The organism is Mesorhizobium waitakense (genome assembly GCF_056431085.1).
In genome coordinates this window covers 1-1985 of record NZ_JBWKME010000153.1, presented here as the reverse complement: position 1 = coordinate 1985, position 1985 = coordinate 1, and the positions used below count along the sequence as shown (strand labels likewise).

Sequence of the window (1985 nt, the reverse complement as noted above, 5' to 3'; positions counted from 1 at the left end):
CAAGGCCGTGGCGCGGATCCGTGACGGTTAAATGAGATACCACCCCGTCGAGAATGGCGGCACCCTGTAATGTTGGGTGATCCCGCCATGACGCTCGCCGCCGTTGACCGTCTCGTCCATCACGCGACAATCTTCGAGATGAATGTCGAGAGCTATCGGCGGCGCGAAGCGATCGAGCGAAAGCGCGGACCGGGCCGGCCGGCGTCATATGCGACACCCGCGAACGTCGCGCCTGATTGACGCGCCCCGACAATCAAATCGACAAACCCTCTTGCGCGCGACAATCAATGCCGCGATCATCACCACCGCCGCGACACCAGATTCTCATCCAGATTGTCGCGCTCTTCTCTCCCAGATTGTCGCGCCATACCGATCGTATACGGAGCGGCCCTGAAAAGGGCGACGTGTGCTGGAACCGACCTAATACGGCCACTCTCAGCGACATGCTTCGTCATCCTGGTTATGCCGGTGCCTATGTCTTCGGGCGCCGTCACCATGACGGACGCCTCCGGCTTCCCGGAAAGCCGCATAGCGGCCGACGCTTCGTTCGCGATCCACAAAAATGGATGGTGCTGCACCAAAACGCACATCCAGCGTACATTGACTGGCAATCCTATGAGCGGAATCAGGAACTGATGGCGGCAAACCGTTCTCGATATACCGGCGTCCCGCGTGGTGGCGCAGCACTGCTTGGCGGCTTGATGATCTGCGGCGTGTGTGGCCGTAAAATGGTGACCGGCTACAATGATGACGGACGGGAAGCGCGCTATAGCTGCAGCTATGAGGCCACCACCTATGGCGGTCCACGGTGCCAGTCGATCAGCGCCCGTCCGGTGGACACATGTCTGACCGCGTTGATTCTTGAAGCCCTTTCGCCGGCAGCAATCGACGTCAGCCTTCAAGTTGCCGAGGATATCGAACTCGAACGACAGCAGCTCCATGACGGCTGGAAGCAGCGACTGGAACGCGCAGATTATGAAACATCACTCGCACGTCGGCGCTACGAAGCTGTCGATCCTGACAACCGTCTGGTCGCGCGGACGCTTGAACGGGATTGGGAAGCAGCAATGGCGACGAAACAGGCGCTCGCGGATGATCACCGGCGGGCCCTTGCGCGCCAACCTGAGCGGCTAACGGCGGAGGAAAAGGACACGGTCCGCCGGCTGGCAGAAGATGTGCCTGCCCTGTGGAGGGCGCAGTCCACTACATCACGCGACCGGCAAACCATCGCCCGTATGATGCTCGATCGCGTCGTCATCCGGGTGTTTGGAGAAACCGAGCGTGCCGAGGTAAAATGCCACTGGGCCGGAGAGATCGTGACGACGCATCCGATTGTCCGAACCGTAAGACGCTTTGAACAACTGGAGCATCACGACGAAATACTGGATCGGATCGCGGCGTTGCGTGCCGAGGGGGCGACCGCTCGACAGATCGCCGACGATCTCAATGCGAAAGGCTGGACGCCTGCGAAGAAGCCAACGTTCGACGCGTTGATCGTCCAGAAGCTTCTCGTACGAAAGGGACTTGGAAAGAAGCGACCCATCTGGTCCGGCAATGTTCCCCGTCGCAATGCCGACGAGGTGACCCTGCAGGAACTCTCCGAACAGCTCGGCGTCCATCGCCAGACCGCCTACGGCTGGCTCCGGCGCGGAAAGCTCAAGGGGCGTATCGCCAAAGTGGGGACACAACGTATCTGGCTCGTCAGCCTGTCTCACGCCTCAACAGGAATCCGGACTGGAGAGTCATCATGACAACACGATCGAGATGGCCTTCGCCAAGCTGAAGGCTTTACTGCGAAAGGCAGCAGCCCGGTCCATCCCGGAATTATGGGACGCCGTGGCCGTCGCCATCGATCGTTTCCACCCCAAAGAATGCGAAAACCTGTTCGCCCACGCCGGCTACGATGCCTAACCGTGATTATCCAGAAACTGCTCTAGGCGGACTTTACGGGCATGAGCCCGCACCCGCCCACCGATATTATGACG

General features: G+C 60.1%; 1 protein-coding gene and 2 pseudogenes. All 3 read left to right on the top strand.

Annotation, left to right across the window (positions count from 1 at the left end; all coding sequences use genetic code 11):
* Positions 1 to 78: 78 nt before the first annotated feature.
* Positions 79 to 240: pseudogene (locus tag AC07FD_RS29170) on the top strand (ATP-binding protein); the annotation flags it as partial.
* A gap of 47 nt (positions 241 to 287) precedes the next feature.
* Positions 288 to 1751: a recombinase family protein gene (locus AC07FD_RS29165; protein ID WP_478352657.1), complete on the top strand. Its 1464-nt coding sequence runs from the start codon at positions 288 to 290 to the stop codon at positions 1749 to 1751.
* A gap of 1 nt (position 1752) precedes the next feature.
* Positions 1753 to 1911, top strand: a pseudogene (locus AC07FD_RS29160) (IS630 family transposase); the annotation flags it as partial.
* Positions 1912 to 1985 lie beyond the last annotated feature (74 nt).

Excerpts from the sequence above, each read along its gene's own strand:
- AC07FD_RS29165 (WP_478352657.1), top strand. The coding sequence starts at position 288 with ATGCCGCGATCATCACCACCGCCGCGACACCAGATTCTCATCCAGATT.